Genomic DNA, 19,539 nt, shown 5'->3' with positions numbered 1-19,539 from the left:
GCTTGCTACAGAACCTGCAAAGCATGTTTATGAGGCTGCACATGACCCCCGAAGAGATCGCCAAACTGCCCTATCGCCCCTGCGTGGGGCTTATGCTGATGAATGCCGAGGGCAGGATTTTCGTCGGTCAGCGCAATGATCGCCACAAGGAGGCATGGCAAATGCCTCAGGGCGGCGTGGACAAGGGCGAAGATCCACGGGATGCGGCCCTGCGTGAGCTGTGGGAAGAAACCGGCGTGACCTCGGATCTGGTCGAGATCGTGGCCGAGACGGATGGTTGGTTGCCGTATGATCTGCCCCACGACATCGTGCCCAAAATCTGGAAAGGCCGCTATCGCGGGCAAGAGCAGAAATGGTACCTGCTGCGATTTACCGGCCGGGACGACCAGATCGACATTCAGACAAAACATCCGGAATTCACCCGCTGGAAATGGCAGGAGCCAAGTAAGCTGATCGACGAGATCGTGCCGTTCAAACGTGAGGTGTATCAGCAGGTGATTGCCGCCTTTGCCGATCACCTGACATAAAGCGGCATGTAAATAAGGCCATCTGGTCCAAGTATCGCGCGCATGGGCTGGGGCGCGGTGCAAACCAGAATGCAGCCCCTGCCACCTTTCCATTGAAACAAACCGGGGGATGGTGCGGTTAGTTCAATCACCGTCCCGCACGTTGGCGTGAGGGGGCGTGGTCGGGTGCACTCGACCTGTCTAGCTTCGCAGGTATGAAAGATACTGCGTCACTCCTATCGACCATCGCGCCCGCCGGGCGCAAGTTCACCGGCACCGACCGTCGCGGGCCTTTGCGCGGCGGCCTGCAAGGGTGCGGGGAATATGGCGCAGGGCAGACGGCAGGCCGGTTCTACCCCATCGCCTGCGTCGCGCTTGAGGTCACGCAACGCTGCAATCTGGATTGCACACTGTGTTACCTCTCGGACCGGGCCGAGATGACCTATGACCCACCGCTGTCGGTTCTGTTTGCGCGCCTTGCCACAATCCACAGCCATTATGGCCCTGGTGTGTCGATCCAGCTGACAGGCGGCGATCCGACCCTGCGCAAGGTGGAAGACCTTGAAGCACTGTGCCGCGAGATTCGCCGTCTGGGCATGCGGTCGTGCCTGATGACCAACGGCATTCGCGCCAGCCGGGCGTTTCTGACACGGCTTGCGGCGGCGGGGTTGGATGACGCGGCCTTTCACGTCGACATGACGCAAGAGCGCAAGGGGTTCAACAGCGAGACTGAGTTAAATGTGGTGCGCCGCGCCTATATCCGCCACACGCGCGGACTGGGCCTGCGGGTGTTGTTCAACACGACGGTCTTCGGCGGCAATATTGCTGAACTGTCTGCGCTGGCACGGTTCATGCGAGACCGCCCCGAGGTCGCCTTTGTGTCCTTCCAGATGCAAGCCGATACCGGGCGCGGGGTGTTGCGCGAACGTCCCGACGCGATCACGCAGGAAAGTGTCATGCGTGCCATCGAGGTCGGATATGAAACGCCCCTGCATTTCGACACGGCAGCCGTTGGGCATTCGAAATGCAATCGCTATGCAAGTGTTGTTACTGCCGGCGGGCGCGCGGTTTCGATTCTGTCCACCAAACGCCTGACTCAGAAAGTGATTGCCGCGCTAAGCCGGGCCGACCAATCAACCGACGGCCATATCGACACCCGTGACAGCGTCCGGCGTATGGCGCGGCGCAACCCGTTTTTAGCGTTGCGGGCGGGCTTGCATCTGCTGAGATGCGTGCTGCGTTTGGGCCGAGGTTTATTGCGGGGACCTGTCCGTCGGCAATCGGTGTTCATTCATAACTTCATGGCCGCCGACGCGTTGGAGGATGATCGCTGTGCCTCTTGCGTCTTTATGGTCGCAACCGCGAACGGGCCACTGTCCATGTGCGTTCACAACGCGCAGCGTGACATGCATCTGGCCGCACCGGACCAAGTCGACGGAGATTCTGGCCCAAGCTGGTGGAATGCTGCCGTCCCCCATCTGTCCGCTGGACCCGATCTGCCGGACCTGTGCGATCCGGGTCTGGCCCCGCTCAAGCGGCTCAAGGGGCAGATGCGGGCCATGCGCCGGAACCAAAAGGACGTATCATGAGAAAACTCTTGATCCTGCTGTTGCTTCCGGTTTTGACCGCATGCGCAAGTGTCGAGCGTCTGGCTTTGCCCGCCCCCGAGGCATTGCCGGGGCAGACCCTGACCAGATTTGCGTCCCCGCCGGGCGAAAAGGTCGATCACCGCGACTGGACCGCCTTTCTGCACCGCTATGTCGTCACCGACGGGAAGGGCGTGAACCGGGTAACTTATGGACAGGTGACACAGGCAGACCGGGCGCACCTGGACGAATATCTGGTCGATCTGCAAGCCGTTGACCCTGCGCGGCTGACACGTGATCAGCAACTGGCCTATTGGATCAATCTGTACAATGCACTGACGGTGGATGTGGTTCTTGAAAACTATCCCGTCGCTTCGATCCGTGACATCAAAAACGGGCGATTTTCGATTGGGCCGTGGAATCATCCTCTGGCGCAGGTGGCCGGGCAGGAGTTGACCCTCAATGACATTGAACACCGCATCATCCGGCCCACATTCGGTGAACCGCGCATCCACTATGCGCTGAACTGTGCTGCTGTGGGCTGCCCCAACCTGATGGACCGCGCCTGGCAGGCCGAGACATTAGAGCGAGATTTCGCCGCCGCCGAACACGCCTATATCAACGACCCGCGCGGCGTGCAGTTCGACGCGCGTGGCGGATTGATCCTGTCAAAGATCTTTATCTGGTTCCGCGAGGATTTCGGACCGAATGAAAAATCCGTGCTGGCCTATATCGCGACAGCAGCTGAACCCGAGCTGCGCGCCCGTCTTCAGCAGACGCCGCGTGTCAAAGCGTATCAGTATGACTGGGCCTTGAACGACGCGGCGGCTGGATCTTAATCAGCGGATTACAGCAACCCTTCGGCGCGCAGCAGTTCCTGCATGTTCGCCTCGGGGCGCGGGCCGATGTGGCTGATGACCTCGCGGGCGCAGATATTGCCGATCTTGGCGCAGGTTTCGTGATCGCGGCCTGTGGCCATGCCAAACAGGAAGCCGGCGGCAAACTGATCGCCCGCACCGGTTGCGTCCACGGGCACGACTTTCTCGACTGGTACGTCGACGCGCTGCCCCTCGCTTAGGACAGTCACGCCGTCGCCGGAGCGGGTGCATACGACAAGCGAGCAGATCGCGGCGGTTTTGGCCAGCGCCTCTTCCAGATCGTCGGTTTCGAACAGGGATTTGATCTCGGCCTCGTTGCCGATGACGAAATCAAGTTCGTTTTCGATCAGCAGCAGGAAATCGACACGGTGGCGTTCCACACAGAAGGGGTCGGAAATGGCGATACCCGCCTTGCCGCCACCTTTGTGGCACGCGCGCGCGGCCTCAAGAAACGCGGCCTTTCCCTTTTCCTTGTCGAACAAATAGCCCTCAAGGAACATGATCTGGCTGTTGCCTGCGACGTCATCCGATACGTCCTGCGACGACAGTTCCGAGGAAATCCCCAGATAGGTATTCATCGACCGTTCCCCATCGGGCGAGACAAAGATCATCGAGCGCGAAGTTGGCAGCTCGCCCCCCGGCACCGGAGCGTTCACGAAATCAACGCCATCTTCATTCATTGCGTCCGCGTAGAACCGGCCCAGAGCGTCATCATGAACCCGCCCGATAAACGCTGAATCAAGCCCTAGCGCACCTGCGCCAGCGATGGTGTTGGCAACCGAACCACCCGGCGTCTGTACTCGGCCTTCCATCGAGGCATATAGGACTTCACCACGCTCCTGTTCGATCAGTTGCATGATGCCTTTTTCGATGCCCATCAGCTCCAGGAAACTGTCGTCGGCCTGGGAAATCACGTCCACAACAGCATTTCCGATGCCGGTCAGTTGGTAGGTTTTCATAGGTTCTTGTCCTCAAATTCGCAGAGATCGCGGATGATGCAGGTGCCGCACATGGGCTTGCGCGCCTTGCAATGATAGCGGCCATGCAGGATCAGCCAGTGATGCGCATGCAGCTGAAAGTCGGTCGGGATATTGTCTTCGATGGCGCGTTCGACGGCGTCCACATTCTTGCCGGGGCAAATGCCTGTGCGATTGCCAACACGGAAGATATGCGTGTCGACTGCTTGCGCCGGATACCGCCACCACATGTTCAACACCACATTTGCCGTCTTGCGGCCCACACCCGGCAGTGATTGCAGAGCTGCGCGGGAATTGGGCACCTCGCCGCCATAGTCGTCGACCAGAATACGGCTGAGCTTGATGACGTTCTTCGCCTTTTGCCGAAACAGGCCAATGGTTTTGATATGCTCGATCAGACCTTCTTCGCCCAGATCCAGCATCTTTTGCGGCGTGTCGGCGATCTTGAACAACGCGCGGGTGGCTTTGTTCACACCGACATCGGTGGCTTGTGCAGACAGGGCCACGGCGACCACCAGAGTATAGACGTTGACATGCTCAAGCTCGCCCTTGGGTTCGGGGTCAGCTTCCTGAAAGCGCGTAAAGATCTCGCGGATCCGGTGATATCCGAGTTGTTTTGCCATCCGCGTCTTAATGCCGTTCGGGGCGCGTCGATACAAGTCCAAAGCCAATGCGCAAGTTCCGGGTCGCGAGGGCGTAACCTGCGCGCTATGGTTTGGTCAAGACAATGAGGTAATAGCCATGAACGTCCAGACACCGGAAAGCGGATACCACTACAACGTCATGCGCCGCGCGATCGACCTGATTGATCAGGGCGGCGAGGGCCTGAGCCTGGAAGAGCTAGCCCGCCAGATGGATATGAGCCCGGCGCATTTCCAGCGCCTGTTCTCGCGTTGGACCGGGGTGTCGCCGAAACGCTACCAGCAATATCTGACGCTGGGCCACGCCAAGACATTGTTGCGGGAACGGTTCACCACGTTGGAAACCGCGCATAACGTCGGCCTGTCCGGCAGTGGACGCCTGCACGATCTGTTCCTGAAATGGGAGTCCATGAGCCCCGGCGAATACGCACGCAGAGGCATCGGGCTGACCATCTATTGGGGCTGGTTCGAATGCCCATTTGGCCCGGCACTGGTGATGGGAACCGACAAGGGCATTTGCGGCATGGCTTTTGGTGCTGAAACCGGCGAAGAGAACGCGATGGAGGATATGATCTCGCGGTGGCCCAAGGCCGAATTCATCGAAGATCCGATGCGCCTGCGCCCTTGGGTTCTAAGTGCTTTTGGCGCGGCAAGCGACCGGCTGGAACCTACGCCGCTGTACCTCATTGGCTCGCCTTTGCAAATCAAGGTTTGGGAGGCGCTGATGCACATCCCGTCAGGCCAGGTCACCACCTATTCCGAGATCGCACAGCGTGTGGGATCGCCACAAGCCGTGCGTGCCGTAGGAACCGCGGTTGGTCGCAACCCGGTCAGCTGGCTGATCCCTTGCCACCGGGCGCTGCGCAAATCCGGCGGACTTGGTGGCTATCACTGGGGCCTGCCGGTCAAACGCGCAATGCTGGCATTTGAGGCCGCTCAGGCCGACGCATAGTCACGTCAAAAACAGACTTTGCGCTGCTGCATCCTGTGATAGTGAGACTCCATGAAGCAGGAAAGCAGGCAGATCACACAGACATTCGCGGCGTGGGCCATTCCGGTTTCAGTGGCGGTTTTGCTGCTGAAACTTCTGGCCTGGTGGGTGACTGGTTCGGTGGCTCTGCTATCGGATGCCCTGGAATCAGTGGTGAATGTGGCGGCCGCCCTGCTTGCGTTTTTCGCGGTGCGCATTTCAGGCATGCCGCCGGACAAAAAGCACCCGTTCGGGCATAAGAAGGCCGAGTACTTGTCGGCTGTGGTCGAAGGGACGCTGATTGTTCTGGCGGCGCTGCTGATCATTCGTGAAGCTGTTTTCGCATTGCCTGATCCGCATCTGGCCGGGGAACCGTTCCTGGGCATTGCCATAAATGTGGGTGCGACGTGCCTGAATGGTATCTGGGCGTATTTGCTGTTGCGGGTTGGGCGACGAGAATCCTCACCAGCGTTAGAGGCAAGCGGAAAGCACATATTGACCGACCTTATGACCTCGGTCGGTGTTGTTGTCGGGTTGCTTATTGCGATGGCGACAGGTTGGTTGATCCTTGATCCCATTATCGCGATTCTGGTGGCCGTCAATATTCTGTGGGAGGGGTGGAAGGTCATCCGCAGCTCTGTCGACGGGTTGATGGATGCTTCGCTGGTCGATGGGGAATTGACGTCTGTGCGCGAAACAATCGAAGCCAATTTGGGCCCGGCGTTGGAGTATCATGATCTGCGCGGTCGCAGGTCAGCCAACATGATTTTTGTTGAGTTTCACCTTGTCGTCGACGGTGCCACGTCGGTCGCGGCCGCGCATGACATCTGCGACGATATCGAGGCGGCCCTGAACAAGAAGTTTCCGGGGTCAGTCTTTGTCATCCATCTGGAACCGGACAGCGAGTTAAAAAGTACCAGAGCCTGATTGACAGACACATCTGCCAGTGCGAAATGTTGCCGTCAGGTTTGGGTCCCCTGCCGTTCGCAGCCATTTGGCATTGGTGAAACCCGGTTGATGAACATCTGTTGCCCTTTCCTGGCGCGCGGATGGCAATGCGAACCCCGTCCTGACTTGGCGCCCGTTTAAGGAAACGAGGCAAGAAATGACACGTTCAAATAGTATTGCTCCGCTTGAGGAGCTAAAAGCGCAGGCGAAGCGATTGCGCGACAGGCTGCGCGGTGCAGGGGTCACGCTCTCGCATAGTGAATCGCTGGAATTGTTGGCGCATCAACATGGGGTGCGCGATTGGAATACGTTGCACGCAATGGCCGGAAATCGCATGCATTTGCGTGTTGGTGACCGGGTTGAAGGGCTTTATCTGGGTCAGCCATTCAAGGCGGAAATCCGTGGTATGACCCTGTTGGGTGACGGGTCGCATCGGCGCGTTACCTTACACTTTGAAACACCCGTGGATGTCGTTCAGTTCGACAGCTTCTCGGCCTATCGGCAACGCGTGACCGGTGAGATTGGCTGGGATGGTCGATCCACGCGGCATACCTCGGACGGCCGACCACAACTGATCGTTCGACCCACGTAAAAAAAGGGCGCGGCGGGTAACCACCGCCGCGCCCTTTTGTTAAGTTCTGGTCTGGCGTCACTCTGCCGCCCAGCCACCGACGGCTTTGACCTCAAGGAAGTCTTCCAACCCCCACAAGCCGCCTTCGCGCCCGTTGCCGGACTGTTTCATGCCGCCAAACGGTGATCCTGCACTGCGCGACTGGCCATTCATTTCGACCATTCCGGACCGCAGCACACGTGCCATTCGGTTGGCCCGCGCGCCGTCTTGCGTCTGAACGTAATTGGTCAGGCCGTATGGCGTGTCGTTGGCAATCTCGACGGCCTCTTCTTCGGTGTCGAAGGGGATCATGGTCAGGACCGGGCCAAAGATCTCTTCGCGCGCGACGGTCATCTGGTTATTGGCATCGGCAAAGACGGTCGGACGTACATAATAGCCCTTGTTCAGCCCTTCGGGCCGCCCGGTGCCTCCCGTCACCAAACGGGCGCCTTCGTCGATGCCCTTCTGGATCAGGTCCTGGATTTTGTTCCACTGCAACTCGTTCACGACGGGGCCGATATGGCGGCCTTCTTCCTGCGCGCTGCCCACCGAAACCATGCTGGCCACTTCAGCCGCAGTTTCCACAGCCTGATCGTAGATCGGGCGCTGCACCAGCATGCGGCTGGGCGCATTACAGCTTTGGCCGGTGTTGTTCATCATGTGCAGAACGCCACGTTTGACGGCCTTTTCATCGGCATCGGCAAAGACCACGTTTGCACCCTTGCCGCCCAGCTCCAGATGTACCTTCTTCAAGCTGTCTGCAGCACTTTTTGAGATCGCTGTGCCAGCGCGGGTCGAGCCGGTAAAGCTGACCATATCCACATCCGGATGAGCCGACAGCTGGGAACCAACGCCCACGCCATCGCCGTTCACCAGATTGAACACACCGGCGGGGAAGCCGGCCTCATCCATCATCTCGGCAAAGATCATTGCGTTCAGCGGGCTTTGTTCCGATGGTTTCAGAACCATGGCGCAGCCTGCAATCGCCGCCGCGCCGACCTTGAGCGTGACCTGGTTCATCGGCCAGTTCCACGGCGTGATCAGGGCGGCAACACCGACGGCCTCATAGATGATCCTGTCATTGGGCGCGTGATCCCCCAGCGGGCGGTCGAATTGGAACGCCTTGGCTGCGCGCACAAAGTTCGCAAGGTGATACATGCCCGCGCCGGATTGCTGGGTGCGCGCCATGTCGATTGGCGCTCCCATCTCAAGAGACATCGCCTGGGCCAGGTCTTCGGAACGGCTTTGGTAAATCCCGATCAGTTTTTCGACCAGCGCGATGCGATCCTCGACAGGCGTGGCCATCCAGCCGGGCAGGGCGGCCTTTGCGGCAGCAACTGCGGCGTCGGTATCAGCCTGCGCGCCCAGTGAGATCACCGCGCAGGGTTCCTCGGTCGAGGGGTTGATCACCTCGAAATCATTCGCTGCAGATGGGGTGACCCATGTTCCGTCAATGTAGAAATTGCGTTTCTCGATCATCACGTGTCCTCCTGATCCCGTGGCCCGGATGGCGGGAATTTGCGCCACTCTGGCACCGGCGTATCTGTGTGGCAAGGCGCAATTTGATCAAATTAATTTCCTCAAAAATGAATACCCTTTCAAGCAGCGAATGGTTTAACAATGGCGCAGAGTTATTAGGTTTCCAGCAACCGACTCGGTTTGTTTCACAAAAAAGGAGATGCCCCATGGGTTTGCGCATCAATGACACCGTTCCGAATTTCACTGCAGAGACGGATCAGGGCACTTTTCAGTTCCATGACTGGATCGGTGACAGCTGGGCGATCCTGTTCTCACACCCCAAGGATTTCACGCCGGTCTGCACCACCGAATTCTCGGCCGTTGCGCAGTTGAACGACGAATGGGCAGCCCGCAACACCAAGGTGATGGGCGTCTCAGTCGATGGTGTCGAGGACCACAAGAAGTGGAAGAAGGACATCGAGGCTTATGGCAACGCCAACCCCGGTTTTCCGATCATCGCTGATGACGGTCTGGCCGTGTCCAAGGCGTTCGACATGCTGCCCGCCGAGGCGTACCTGCCTGATGGCCGCACCCCTGCCGACAGTGCAACCGTGCGTTCGGTGTTCATCATCGGCCCGGACAAACAGTTGAAACTGTCGATGACCTACCCGATGACCGTGGGCCGGAACTTTGCCGAAATCCTGCGCGCGCTGGACGGTCTGCAGATGAGCGCCAAGGGCGTGGCCACCCCCGCGAACTGGGTGCCGGGCGAAGACGTGATCATCCCGCCTGCGGTGTCGAATGACGAGGCAAAAGAAAAGTTCGGTGAGTTCGAAACCATCTTCCCGTATCTGCGTAAAACCAAAGCGCCCAGCTAAAGCAGCTCGGGCAGGGCGCTAAGCTCTGCCCGATTCCAATATGCCTGCCACGGCCTTTAGGCCGCGGATCGTTGGGGGTGCAGATACAGTTTCCGGCGATAAGCAGCACGCTTGAATTCACGCGTCAGCTTGTCGGCCAGCGGCGGGCTTGCCTGTATGGTCGAACCGCCGATTTCGTGCGCGACTTCCTGATTGCCGCTTCCTTGCAAGGAAAGGATCGGCTGCCCGGTCACCCAGTGCATTTGCAGGAACGTGTCGACCGGTCGGTCAATCTGGTCGGTTACGGCAAGCAACCGCTCAGCCGCACGCCGCCCGACCACCTGGCAGACGCATTGCAGGCCAATGACTTTTGGCAGGATCAGACGCAATCCGTTTTGCTTTACAAGCGTTCGTGCCGCATCCTCGCGCTGTTTCACGGGAATTCGGATATAGTGATCCGGGGTCGCAAGCGGATCCAGCATCTCTAACGCATAGGCCATACGGCACGGATCTATGCGCAGATCATCCTCGGTAATAATAGCGCGGTCGATCTTTTCATCAACGAGCTTGCGCCAGATTCGCCGGTGGCTCGCGAAAACTCCGATCTCCGCGGGGCGTAGCGGAAATGGGTATCTGGGGCGGTACAGATCGCCCGGAAACAATTGTACATCCGCGATTTGAGCGGGGTCTTTCCCATTGACGGCCTCGAACAGTTCCGCATTGGGCAGACTGGCACACAGCCGTTCGGCGTTGGGTCGCCGCGCTGTGCTTGCCGTCATATGGATGACAAAAGTCTTCATGGCACAGTGCATAGAACACAGCGACGAAAGGGGGAAGAGAAACCCGAAAGAAACACTTCCCCATGACGTATCAGAAACCGTATCGCAGGCCGACATTGACGCTGAAGGCGTCGATGTCATCCTCAACCGTACCCGTGGACGCACCGTTTGGTGCCAAACGTGCCGAGGATACGTCGAATGCACGGGCATATCGGGTATCCAAGGTCAGAGAGGAATTTGGGCTGATTTCATAAGCAACGCCGGCAATGATTTGTGCCGCGAAGGTGGTGTCGGTGTCGTTCAGTTCGACGCCCGGTCCGTAGACAAAATCCAGATCAGAGTAAGTGGCACCCAGGCCGACGCCGACATAGGGTGTGAAGGCCCCTGCCTGTTTAAAATCGACCAGCACATTGGCGAACAACGACGTCTGCGACACGTCGCCCGAAATGTTGCCTTCCGCGCCGGGACCGTTGCCCGAGAAATTGACGCCATCCACGCCATTATCACGATAGGACAGCTCCAGCTCGATCCGGGTGCCAAACTGATCGTTCGACCATTGCGGGATCTCTTTGCCGACCGCGATGCCCAGCCCATAGCCGCCATCGAAATCGGTATCCACCGACTGCGACGATCCATTGATCGTGCCGCTAAAGTCGCTGTCCTGTAGCTGGCTGTACCCGGCAAAGCCCTGAAGATAGAGACCCTCGGAAAGGCTCTGTGCGGCCAGCGCGGACGCGCTGATCGTCAAAGCTGTCGAGGCGAGAAGAAGACGCGTAACCATGACCATGTCCTTTGTTCCACAATTGGTATGGCGCACATGTGGGCAGTAAAGGCAGGAATGAAAGGCGCCAGCCCTTCACTTCAATTCACAGGATATTGGGCGTGTGTGAGTGAATATGATCAGCACCGAACTAACATTTTGATTCACGGTCTATGTGGTCGAATTCGACCTTTCAGAACTGTTTGTCAGCAAAGGTTCGGAAAGCAGCTCATCGATGAAGTAGCTCAGCAATTGCACGCGTCCCGTGACTCCTGCCTTGCGATACACCGCGGCGCATTGCGCTTTGACCGTGCCTTCTTTGGTTTGCCGCAATGTCGCGATGTCCGCAATTGACAGACCCTTGATAGACAACAGGGCAACGTCACGTTCAGCATCACTCAGGTTCCACTCAGTGAATTGAGAGGCAATGAGTAGAGCAAACGCGCCCTTCGCGACACTCAGCTGTCGCTGCATGTCGCGCACACGCCTGTTCTGGGACCTGATCAGTGCAATCGTTGCGGCAAGACCGCCGAGCAATGCCAGCGCCAGAACCAGTTCGAAACTATGCAGGTGGCGAAAGCCCGCGCTTTCCCCACCAGTCCAGTCCAACATCGCGTCCGTCACGAAAAAGGCGGCGCAGACGGCCTGCACCACCAGAAGAAGCCAAAGCAATGACGTTTGTGAAAGCTTCATGAGGCTCCTGAGAGTTCGTTGGGTCAGTCATCGTCCTCTTCGAGTTCGATGGCAGTTACCACGCCGTCGGTCTCGGATAGGACAAGTTCAGTTTCTACACCATCTTTGATGAGTTCAACCTCGATCTCACCGTCTTCGAATTCGATCTTTCTGATCTGGTATCCCTGCGCCTCTAGGGTCGCGCGGATATCAGCCTCACTGGTGCCCAGTTTGTCGCCCAGCCCGACATTGGCCAATGCAAGAACTGGCGCTGTTGCAATCAATCCGGTCAGTGTCAGCAGTTTCAAGGTTTCCATTTTGCATCTCCTTTTTTGCGTTGTGCCGATGTTGTGAAACTGGGAACAGGGCGGGTGCGCTGCGATTGGCTTTTGGTTGAAACGCAAGGAATTGGACCAAGGTTTATCCCGGAAAAATACGGTTTCAGGCCACCTGGTTCTGCATTTGACCGATTTGTGCTAGGGTTATGCGGGGGAATTCTACAGGCATATAACCAAGACGTCGGGCGTTCAGACTGTGTAAAACAGGAGAAGACGATGGCATTCACAGATTGGTACGTTGAAGGCGATGCATTCGGGAACTGCAATTGCGGCTATGCCTGCCCTTGTCAGTTCGAAGAATTACCAACCCACGGAAATTGCCGCGGCTTTGAGGTGCTTGAGGTTTCCAAAGGACATTTTGGCGACACCGACCTTGCGGGCACAAAAGCTGCGCTGATCTACGCCTGGCCTGGCCCGATCTTTGAGGGCGGCGGCCAGATGCAGGTGATCATCGACCCAAGCGCCTCGGACGCGCAACGGGCCGCATTGGAAAAGGTCTTTCACGGGGAAGAGACCGAGGAAATGGCAACCCACTGGCATGTCTTCCGCACGATGTGCGACACGGTTCACGAGACCCTTTATGTGCCGATTGATTTTGAGATGGACATGGATGGGCGCACTGCCAAAGTCTCAATCGGTGAGGTGCTGAGCTCAACTGGCCGTCCTATCGAGGCCCCACATGGCGGTGGTCCGCATCGCGTTCGGATCGACATTCCCGGTGGTATCGAATTTACCCTGGCCGAGATTGGCAGCGCCTCGACCAAGGCAGATGCCGCGATCTCGCTGGATTTGAACGACAGTTATGGCCAATGGCATGTCATGAAACACGGTCCAAGCGGCGTTTCACACTGACAGATGCGACACACGGGCATGACTAAACCAAACCCGAACTCATAGGCTCATAGTAAACCCGAAAGTGGACTTAGGCAGAGTGTTCCGCTGCGTAGGTGGTGTCACCAAATCATTGGGACCGACAGGTCTGACCGAAGAAGGCGGACTTCGTAGGGTTTGAGGACTGGCAGAGCGGTCTCGCCATAACCCGTTTTGCTGCACATAAGTTCGGGGAACAGTTCAAACAGCTCGCGTTTGGTGGCCGGGGCCATTGCGCTCATTGTGGTGTCGCCGGGGAAAAAGGACTCGGACCAGACACCTTCGACATTCACTAGCTCATGTTTGTCGAACAATATATGGATGTATTCGACCCCTTGTTCCGGAGGGAGTTGTTCGATGCCCTGACCGTCGACCATGCCTTTGGCCGGGGCCAGCATTACAGTATCAAAGTAATACAGCTCCATAACAGCAGAGGTTACAGCAATCCGATGCTGGGGAGAGACCAATAGATCCCGACTAGGACAACCTTCGGTAAAGCGGTCGGCGCGGATACGAACCGGGCAAAGGTGCGGATCACGTTTCAACTCTTGCGCAGATAACTGGCGCCGGCCAATCCAGCGCACCGGCCGCGCACTGCCATCTGCCGTGATCACTTCGTCTCCGGGTTCCAGTGTTTCAATTAGGCGTCGACCTGACGGCGTAAGGATCAGGGACCCGGAAGTAAAGCAAACGAAAGTTGGAAGTGTATCGTAGACCGAAGGCGACGCAGGGTTTTGCGTCAGTGTGTTGCCTGACAGTACATCGTTGACGGCAACCTGACCGGATGTGACAACGATGTACTGAGTTCCTTGCCATTGCAGCAAAGTAAAAGTTACTGGCGATCCGCCGACATTGGCGGTGTAATTCTCAAAAACCTGGAAATCTTCGGAAGTATTCAACCCAGCGATGCCGCTCACATCAAATTGCTGGCTGCCATCGGCGTCCGGGTTTTCAAGTTGGTTGTCATTGTCGGTAATTGCCACCTGAAAGGCGTTCGTGACCGTGACATTCGGATTACCAAGCGGATCGGCACTTACTTGATACAGTGTAAAAAAATTCATGGATTAACGATGCCCCTGAAATTGAAACACTCATCTTCATTCCCACCACAATACACGCAATGCGTGTATTATATAAGGTGCTGATTTCTTGTTTCGGGACCTATGGCACCAATGGCAGAGTGAGGCGGGTTAAGTAAGTTCTGAGCATCAGACCTAACCAGATGGCGCAAAGACAAAAAAAGGCCCCGGCAGTTCTGCCGGGGCCTTGATCATTTAAAAGAGGGGCAGATTACTCTGCGCTTTCCTCTTTCTTTTCTTTCTTCTCGGGAACGATCTCTTCGCCGGTTTCCTGATCGACAACTTTCATCGACAGGCGGACCTTGCCGCGATCGTCAAAGCCCAGCAGCTTGACCTTTACTTCCTGACCTTCCTTCAGAACGTCTGACGGATGGTTCAGGCGGCGGTTTTCGATCTGGGACACGTGCACCAGACCGTCGCGCTTGCCAAAGAAGTTCACGAAGGCACCGAAGTCGACGATTTTGACGACCTTGCCGGTATAAACCTGACCTTCTTCCGGCTCGGCGACGATCGAGTGGATCATCTCATAAGCCTTCTTGATCGATTCACCATCGGGCGAGGCGATCTTGATCACGCCGTCATCGTTGATGTCGACCTTGGCACCTGAAACTTCGACGATCTCACGGATCACCTTACCGCCCGAACCGATCACTTCACGGATCTTGTCGGTGGGGATGTTCATGGTCTCGATGCGCGGGGCGTGGACTGAGAATTCGTTGGTCTCGGACAGGGCTTTGCCCATCTCACCCAGAATGTGCATCCGGCCGTCCTTGGCTTGCGCCAGGGCTTTCTCCATGATCTCGGGCGTGATGCCCGCAACCTTGATGTCCATCTGCAGCGAGGTAATGCCGTTTTCGGTACCCGCAACTTTGAAGTCCATGTCGCCCAGGTGGTCTTCGTCACCCAGAATGTCGGACAGGATGGCATATTCGCCGTCATCTTCCAGGATCAGACCCATGGCCACACCGGCAACCGCTGATTTCAGCGGAACACCCGCATCCATCATCGACAGCGAACCGCCGCAGACAGACGCCATCGAGGACGAGCCGTTGGATTCAGTGATCTCCGACACGATGCGGATCGTGTAGGGGAAGTCTGTCGCTGCAGGCAGAACCGCCTGAAGCGCACGCCATGCCAGCTTGCCGTGGCCGATCTCACGACGGCCCGGACCACCAACGCGGCCAACTTCACCAACCGAGTAGGGAGGGAAGTTATAGTGCAGCAGGAAGTTCGATTTGAAGTTGCCATGCAGCGCGTCGATGAACTGCTCATCGTCGCCGGTGCCCAGCGTGGTCACAGCCAGCGCCTGCGTTTCACCACGGGTGAACAGGGCGGAACCGTGCGTCCGGGGCAGCATTCCGGTTTCCGAAACGATGCTGCGGATCTCGTCGGTCGCACGACCGTCGATACGCTTGCCGGTTTTGACAACGTCGCCGCGCAGAATGCCAGCTTCAAGCTTTTTCAGGGCCGAACCAAGATTCGCGTCACCCAGCTGCTCTTCGGTCAAAGCGGCTTTGATGGTGTCACGTGCGGCGGAAACCGCGGCAGTGCGCTCTTGCTTGTCGCTGATCGCAAATGCGGCGCGCATCTCAGTCTCGCCAGCAGCTTTGACAGCAGCAGACAGCTCTGAGTAATCGGCAGGCTGAAAGTCGAACGGTTCTTTTGCAGCGTCTTCGGCCAGATCAATGATCAGGTCGATGACCGGCTGAATCTGCTCGTGTGCGAATTTGACCGCACCCAGCATTTCGGCCTCGGACAGCTCGTAGGCTTCCGACTCAACCATCATCACGGCGTCTTTGGTACCGGCAACAACCAGATCCAGGCGCTGTTCAGGGTTCAGGCGCAGGTCCTGCATGTCGTCAACGGTCGGGTTCAGAACGTATTCACCGTCCTCAAAACCAACGCGGGCACCGGCGATCGGACCCATGAACGGCGCGCCGGAAATCGTCAGCGCGGCCGAGGCAGCGATCATCGCAACCATGTCGGGGTCGTTGACCAGATCGTGGGACAGCACGGTGCACATCACCAGAACTTCGTTTTTGAAGCCGTCAACGAACAGCGGGCGGATCGGACGGTCGATCAGACGCGCGGTCAGCGTCTCTTTTTCGGTCGGGCGCGCCTCACGCTTGAAGAAGCCACCCGGAACCTTACCGGCGGCATAGTATTTTTCCTGATAGTGGACGGTCAGAGGGAAAAAGTCCTGACCCGGTTTTTGCTGCCGCGCAAAGGTCACGTTCGCCATGACGCTGGTTTCGCCCAGTGTCGCGATCACGCTGCCGTCAGCCTGACGGGCAACCTTGCCGGTTTCCAGTGTGAGCGTCTCTTCGCCCCACTGCATAGATTTTTTCGTTACATCAAACATATGCGTATCCTAGATGGGAGCACTCCCGCCCCTGCGGGTCTCCCGTTTGCATGGCGGCCACATTGCCGCCGATCCCATTTTAGCTTTCGTCTGAGTGCCGGGATCAGGGCACAACGTCTCAGATACCGCGCGCATACATGAGATTGGTGTAGAAGGAAAGGGGAACCGCACAAGGCCGGTGGAGGACTGCACAGCTTACGCCCGATCCATTTTGGACCGGGCCAGAGCCGTTCAAAAGATTGCGTGCGCGAGGATCATCACCACGCCGCATCCCAGAGCATAGCCAGTATCTACCATGATCGCGAACACGTTTTTTTGCGCCCAGGCCCCGACCGAGGCCGTCTGCGCCGCCACTGCAAGGATGGCCAGAAGGGCGACGCCCAGACTGTTGGTGGTTTCGGTGAGCGCGATCACAGTGGCCAGCAAGATCAGGAACACGATCTGCGCGGCCATCTGAGGCAATGGCGGCGTTTCCGGAGGTGTCGGATCAATCCGCGTTCCTTCGGCCCAGCGTTTCTGGAATCCGACCGGTCCATAGACCAGCCATCCCAGCAGAAAGGCCGCGATCACCCCCGCTGCAAGAGCCAGCCAGTTGATCATAGCGCTGTCTCCAGCGCTGCAAGGATCGCAGCCCATCCGCCCTCGTGATTGTCGCGGCTTTCCTGTGATGGGAATCTGACGTGATGCAGGCGCAATTCGGTCCCTGCATCGGTTGGCGTGAAATCCAGCGTCACGGTGGAATCATCCTGACTGTACGGAGAATTCCACGTAAATTGCAGCCGGTTCGGGCGGTCGATGACCTTGTATTCGCCCTCGTGCGGCAAGTCACCCGCTTCGGGTGCACGCATAATGATTTTGAATCGCCCACCGACCTTTGCGTCGGAATGCGCCTCGGGCACCGTCATGCCCGGCCCTGGCAGCATGAATTTGGCCAGCATATCCGGGTTCAGCCAGGCGTCGAACACCTTTTCAGGTGGGTGCGGGATTGCGCGTGTAATTTCAAGAGACAGGTCCGTCATCTTTTGGGTCCTCCAAAGCAGTTTCCAAAGCGTCCAGCCGAAGCGCCCAGATCGAACGCAAACCGGCAAACCATTCATCCACGGCTGACAAGGGATCCATTTGAACCTCGATCAAATGCTCGCGCCATTCCGTCCGGCGCCGCACCAGTTCGGCGTTTTCCAGCACCTTTATGTGCTTGGATACCGAATTGAGGCTCATATCGAATTGCCGCGCGATGTCCGTCACCCGCAAGGGTCCCTGCTGCGCAAGCATCGTCAGGATCGCACGGCGGGTCGGGTCGGACGCGGCCTTCAATATCGCGCTCAGATCAGAGCGACTCTCTCGTTCAACCATATGGATGAATTATATCCTTATTCTGCTTCAGTCAACCATTTGGGTGAATAACACGGATAAAGCCCCTTGGCCAGAAGTTGGGACCAATGATCCCGGTGCCGCCCAAAATCGTCTATCAAGTCAGATAAATTCACTAACGGGAATGCGTTTGGTGAAATTATGTCGTCAGTGTAAGCTGTTATCACGAAGCCCGCGGTCGAATTGACGGAGAAGCGCCAAGGGACAAAATCTCGTTTCCGTCCGCTGGTCGAATACCTTGGCGTTTGCACTTAGCGAACAGAAGGGCAGACGAATGGCACAAACCAAGAAAATGCTGGATCCGGACCCCCGGATTTACGACTTCGAGACCGAATACGAGCTTGGGCAAGACAACGTCCGGCCATTCGGTTTGGACATCCATAACCCAGTCTTTTTGATCTCGAGCATCCTGATCTTCGCGTTTGTTCTGATCGCATTGGCCAATCAAGAGGGTGCTGCGGCACTTTTTGGCTGGCTACGACCATGGCTCACCAGCACGTTTGACTGGTTCCTGGTCCTGTCGGTCGATGCAATCACGTTGTTCTGTCTTGTTCTGATCGTGTTGCCGGTTGGCAAGGTGCGGATCGGCGGCAAGGACGCAAAGCCCGACTATTCCTATGCCGGATGGATTGCGATGATGTTCGCGGCCGGTATCGGCATCGGGCTGTTGTTCTTTGGGGTGATGGAGCCCGTCTATTACAATTTTGCCGAAGACGGGAACGCGGTGCCGCTGGGTATCGATATCGCGGTTCCGGGCAATGAATATGCTGGTATCGTCGGAACGATCCACCATTGGGGGCTGGAAGGCTGGGCGGTCTATGCCGCAGTTGGTCTTAGCTTGGCCATCTTTGCATATAACCTTGATCTTCCCCTGACCCTGCGGTCGGCCTTCTATCCGATCCTCGGAGAGCGTGTGTGGGGTTGGTGGGGCCATATCATCGATACTCTGGCTGTATTTGCGACGCTTTTCGGACTGACCACTTCGCTTGGGCTTGGGGCGCAGCAAGTTGCGGCAGGATTGTATGAGGTGTTCGGCATCGAACCCAGCCCAACCGTCACAGTTTTGCTTATCATCGGCATCACGCTGATTGCGCTGGGCTCGGTCCTGATGGGCATGGATGCTGGCGTCAAACGGTTGAGTGAAATCAACATGATCATGGCCGTGGGTCTGTTTATCTTCGTGATCGTTGTTACCGGGGTCGGCACTGCCTTCGCACGGTATTTCAACGTGATGACAGACTACGTTTTGCACCTTCCGGCATTGTCCAACCCGTTCGGACGTGAAGACACCAGCTATTTCCACGGCTGGACCACTTTCTACTGGGCCTGGTGGATCGCATGGTCACCCTTCGTCGGCATGTTCATCGCCCGCATCTCGAGGGGTCGCACAGTGCGCGAGTTCATCCTCTGCGCCCTTCTGGCACCGACGGCAGTCTGTGCCTTGTGGATGTCGACCTTTGGTGGTGCTGCCATCGACATGCTGAACGCAGGCGGAGCCGAAGGTGTCCGCGCTACGGTGATCGACAGCTACGCTCCCGAAGGCGCACTGTTCGGCTTCCTGAAAGAGCTGCCCCTTTATGGTATTGTCGCGCCAATCGCACTGGTCCTGATCGTGATCTTCTTCGTCACCTCGTCGGATTCCGGTTCACTGGTGATCGACACGATTACCGCAGGTGGCAAGATGGACGCCCCGGTTGTACAGCGGGTGTTCTGGTGTACGCTTGAAGGGTTGGTTGCCATTGCACTGTTGCTCGGCGGCGGTCTTGCAGCCCTGCAAGGCGCGGCGGTTTCGACCGGTATCCCGTTCACGCTGGTCGTTCTGATCATGTGCTACTGCTTGTGGTTGGCGCTGAAATCGGAACTGGCCAAGATGTAGA

The 19,539-nt window shown here is 57.5% G+C and carries 21 protein-coding genes; 9 read left to right on the top strand and 12 right to left on the bottom strand.

From position 1 onward, the window contains the following. The first annotated feature begins 41 nt into the window (after positions 1–41). The 3 genes from DS906_RS14930 to DS906_RS14920 all read left to right on the top strand — a co-directional run bounded on the left by DS906_RS14930 (position 42) and on the right by DS906_RS14920 (position 2,931). Positions 42–527 carry an RNA pyrophosphohydrolase gene (locus DS906_RS14930; protein WP_113791216.1) on the top strand — a complete coding sequence of 162 codons (486 nt, stop codon included), beginning with the start codon at positions 42–44 and terminating at the stop codon, positions 525–527. 194 nt (positions 528–721) lie between these two features. Continuing rightward, a complete protein-coding gene (locus DS906_RS14925) occupies positions 722–2,095 on the top strand; it encodes a radical SAM protein (protein ID WP_113790928.1) in 1,374 nt (457 codons plus the stop codon). Then, the gene (locus tag DS906_RS14920) at positions 2,092–2,931 is read left to right on the top strand and encodes a DUF547 domain-containing protein (protein ID WP_113790927.1); all 840 of its coding nucleotides are present in this window, start codon (positions 2,092–2,094) and stop codon (positions 2,929–2,931) included. Before DS906_RS14925 ends, DS906_RS14920 begins: the two co-directional genes overlap by 4 nt. An 8-nt stretch (positions 2,932–2,939) precedes the next feature. Here DS906_RS14920 and DS906_RS14915 read toward each other — a convergent pair whose 3' ends face one another. Beyond that, positions 2,940–3,929: an adenosine kinase gene (locus tag DS906_RS14915; RefSeq protein WP_113790926.1), complete on the bottom strand. Its 990-nt coding sequence runs from the start codon at positions 3,927–3,929 to the stop codon at positions 2,940–2,942. After that, positions 3,926–4,570 (bottom strand): endonuclease III, encoded by a 645-nt coding sequence (gene nth, locus DS906_RS14910; RefSeq protein ID WP_113790925.1) that lies wholly within the window; start codon positions 4,568–4,570, stop codon positions 3,926–3,928. The genes DS906_RS14915 and nth overlap by 4 nt, the downstream gene beginning before the upstream one ends. 118 nt (positions 4,571–4,688) lie before the next feature. On the opposite strand from nth, the gene DS906_RS14905 reads away from it, so the two are divergent. The 3 genes from DS906_RS14905 (at position 4,689) to DS906_RS14895 (ending at position 7,098) form a co-directional block, all read left to right on the top strand. Further along, positions 4,689–5,540 (top strand): bifunctional helix-turn-helix domain-containing protein/methylated-DNA--[protein]-cysteine S-methyltransferase, encoded by an 852-nt coding sequence (locus tag DS906_RS14905; protein ID WP_113791215.1) that lies wholly within the window; start codon positions 4,689–4,691, stop codon positions 5,538–5,540. A gap of 51 nt (positions 5,541–5,591) precedes the next feature. Further along, the gene (locus DS906_RS14900) at positions 5,592–6,485 is read left to right on the top strand and encodes a cation diffusion facilitator family transporter (RefSeq protein ID WP_113790924.1); all 894 of its coding nucleotides are present in this window, start codon (positions 5,592–5,594) and stop codon (positions 6,483–6,485) included. Positions 6,486–6,663: 178 nt separating this feature from the next. Next, positions 6,664–7,098 (top strand): glyoxalase superfamily protein, encoded by a 435-nt coding sequence (locus tag DS906_RS14895; RefSeq protein WP_113790923.1) that lies wholly within the window; start codon positions 6,664–6,666, stop codon positions 7,096–7,098. 57 nt (positions 7,099–7,155) lie between these two features. On the opposite strand, the gene DS906_RS14890 is transcribed toward DS906_RS14895, so the two are convergent. Then, the gene (locus DS906_RS14890; RefSeq protein ID WP_113790922.1) at positions 7,156–8,595 is read right to left on the bottom strand and encodes an aldehyde dehydrogenase family protein; all 1,440 of its coding nucleotides are present in this window, start codon (positions 8,593–8,595) and stop codon (positions 7,156–7,158) included. A gap of 206 nt (positions 8,596–8,801) precedes the next feature. Here DS906_RS14890 and DS906_RS14885 point away from each other — a divergent pair, with 206 nt between their 5' ends. After that, entirely contained in the window at positions 8,802–9,452 is a 651-nt protein-coding gene (locus tag DS906_RS14885) for a peroxiredoxin (protein WP_113790921.1), read from the top strand. A gap of 56 nt (positions 9,453–9,508) precedes the next feature. On the opposite strand, the gene DS906_RS14880 is transcribed toward DS906_RS14885, so the two are convergent. The 4 genes from DS906_RS14880 to DS906_RS14865 all read right to left on the bottom strand — a co-directional run bounded on the left by DS906_RS14880 (position 9,509) and on the right by DS906_RS14865 (position 11,959). Beyond that, a complete protein-coding gene (locus DS906_RS14880) occupies positions 9,509–10,231 on the bottom strand; it encodes a glycosyltransferase family 25 protein (RefSeq protein ID WP_113790920.1) in 723 nt (240 codons plus the stop codon). Between the two features lie 70 nt (positions 10,232–10,301). Then, positions 10,302–10,991, bottom strand: coding sequence for an outer membrane protein (locus tag DS906_RS14875; RefSeq protein ID WP_158541331.1), 690 nt, complete (start codon positions 10,989–10,991; stop codon positions 10,302–10,304). A gap of 150 nt (positions 10,992–11,141) precedes the next feature. Continuing rightward, entirely contained in the window at positions 11,142–11,663 is a 522-nt protein-coding gene (locus DS906_RS14870) for a LuxR C-terminal-related transcriptional regulator (protein WP_113790918.1), read from the bottom strand. Between the two features lie 23 nt (positions 11,664–11,686). After that, positions 11,687–11,959 (bottom strand): PepSY domain-containing protein, encoded by a 273-nt coding sequence (locus DS906_RS14865; RefSeq protein ID WP_113790917.1) that lies wholly within the window; start codon positions 11,957–11,959, stop codon positions 11,687–11,689. A 237-nt stretch (positions 11,960–12,196) separates the two neighbouring features. On the opposite strand from DS906_RS14865, the gene DS906_RS14860 reads away from it, so the two are divergent. Further along, entirely contained in the window at positions 12,197–12,832 is a 636-nt protein-coding gene (locus DS906_RS14860) for a DUF1326 domain-containing protein (protein ID WP_113790916.1), read from the top strand. Positions 12,833–12,933: 101 nt separating this feature from the next. On the opposite strand, the gene DS906_RS14855 is transcribed toward DS906_RS14860, so the two are convergent. From DS906_RS14855 to DS906_RS14835, 5 genes are all read right to left on the bottom strand, one after another. Continuing rightward, entirely contained in the window at positions 12,934–13,911 is a 978-nt protein-coding gene (locus DS906_RS14855) for a Hint domain-containing protein (RefSeq protein ID WP_113790915.1), read from the bottom strand. Positions 13,912–14,140: 229 nt separating this feature from the next. Continuing rightward, positions 14,141–16,291, bottom strand: coding sequence for a polyribonucleotide nucleotidyltransferase (gene pnp, locus DS906_RS14850; RefSeq protein WP_113790914.1), 2,151 nt, complete (start codon positions 16,289–16,291; stop codon positions 14,141–14,143). 231 nt (positions 16,292–16,522) lie between these two features. Further along, positions 16,523–16,891, bottom strand: a complete 369-nt coding sequence (locus DS906_RS14845) for a DUF1761 family protein (protein WP_113790913.1) — start codon at positions 16,889–16,891, stop codon at positions 16,523–16,525. Beyond that, complete coding sequence (locus tag DS906_RS14840) at positions 16,888–17,310, bottom strand: SRPBCC domain-containing protein (RefSeq protein ID WP_113790912.1); 423 nt, start codon at positions 17,308–17,310, stop codon at positions 16,888–16,890. Before DS906_RS14840 ends, DS906_RS14845 begins: the two co-directional genes overlap by 4 nt. After that, the gene (locus tag DS906_RS14835; RefSeq protein ID WP_113790911.1) at positions 17,291–17,644 is read right to left on the bottom strand and encodes a helix-turn-helix transcriptional regulator; all 354 of its coding nucleotides are present in this window, start codon (positions 17,642–17,644) and stop codon (positions 17,291–17,293) included. Before DS906_RS14835 ends, DS906_RS14840 begins: the two co-directional genes overlap by 20 nt. Positions 17,645–17,936: 292 nt before the next feature. On the opposite strand from DS906_RS14835, the gene DS906_RS14830 reads away from it, so the two are divergent. Next, positions 17,937–19,538 (top strand): BCCT family transporter, encoded by a 1,602-nt coding sequence (locus DS906_RS14830; protein WP_113790910.1) that lies wholly within the window; start codon positions 17,937–17,939, stop codon positions 19,536–19,538. The last annotated feature ends 1 nt before the right edge of the window (position 19,539 follow it).

This window comes from Ruegeria sp. A3M17, assembly GCF_003318255.1.
Lineage (GTDB): Bacteria > Pseudomonadota > Alphaproteobacteria > Rhodobacterales > Rhodobacteraceae > Ruegeria.
The sequence above is the reverse complement of the archived record's forward strand: the minus strand, read 5'-3'. Positions and strand labels throughout refer to the sequence as shown.